The following is a 1,081-nucleotide window of genomic DNA, read 5'->3' as shown; positions in this document are numbered from 1 at the left end:
GGCGGGCGCCGCGGCGCGCCGTCGACCACCGTCGGCGTGGCCACGGCCGTCAAGTCCGACCTGCCCGTGGTGCTCGATGCGCTGGGCACGGTGACGGCCGCGTCCACCGTGACGGTGCGCCCGCAAGTGTCGGGCATCCTGAAAGAATTGAAATTCAAGGAAGGCGGCATGGTCAAGGCGGGCCAGGTGGTGGCGCAGATTGATCCCGCGCAATTCGAGATGGCGCTGATGCAGGCCACGGGCCAGCGCCAGCGCGACGAGGCGCAGCTGGAAAACGCGCGGTTGACCCTGAAACGCTATCAAACCCTGCTGGGCCAGGATTCCATTGCGCGCCAGGACGTCGATACGCAGGCGGCCCTCGTGAAGCAGCTCGAAGGCACCGTCATGACGGACCGCGCGGCCGAAGGCACGGCGCGCCTGAACCTCGGCTACACCAAGGTGGTGTCGCCGATCAGCGGCCGGGCGGGCCTGAAGGTGGTCGATATCGGCAACCTGGTGAGCACCAGCGACGCGGGCGGCGTGGTGGTGGTGACGCAGCTCTCGCCCATCGACGTGCAGTTTTCCGTGCCGCAGGATAAGGTGCAGACCATCCAGGAGCGCCTCAATGGCGGCTCGGCCCTGGCCGCGCTGGCGCTGGACCGGACGCGCACGCATATGCTGGATAAAGGCAGCCTGAGCGCGCTCGATAACCAGGTCGACGTGCAGACGGGCACCGTGCGCGCCAAGGCCCGCTACGCGAATGACAAGATGGCCCTGTTCCCCAGCCAGTTCGTCAATGTGCGCCTGGAACTGGGCAATATCACGGGCGCCGTGCTGGTGCCCGTGACGGCCTTGCGCCACAGCAATAACGGCGACTTCGTCTACGTGCTCAAGGCGGACAAGACCGTCACCGTGCGCATGGTCACGCGGGGCCAGGCCACCACCGACATGGTGGAAATCCGCGCCGGTCTCGAAGCGGGCGAGCAGGTCATCACGGAAGGCGCCGACCGTCTGAAAGAGGGCGCGAAAGTCATGCTGGCCGGCGACAAGCCGGCCGGCGCGCGCGGTGCCGGCGCTGCCGGGGCGAACGGCGAACGCCGCC

General features: G+C 68.1%; 1 protein-coding gene. It reads left to right on the top strand.

Annotated features, from left to right (window positions below; genetic code table 11):
* Positions 1-1,081, top strand: a 1,081-nt coding sequence (locus CBW50_RS28450) for an efflux RND transporter periplasmic adaptor subunit (protein ID WP_086148572.1), incomplete at both ends; no start/stop codon positions are given.

It is taken from the genome of Janthinobacterium sp. GW458P, from assembly GCF_002127585.1.
Classification (GTDB): Bacteria; Pseudomonadota; Gammaproteobacteria; order Burkholderiales; family Burkholderiaceae_D; genus Janthinobacterium.
Note: the sequence above shows the minus strand (reverse complement) of the source record. Positions and strands in the feature narration are given on the sequence as shown.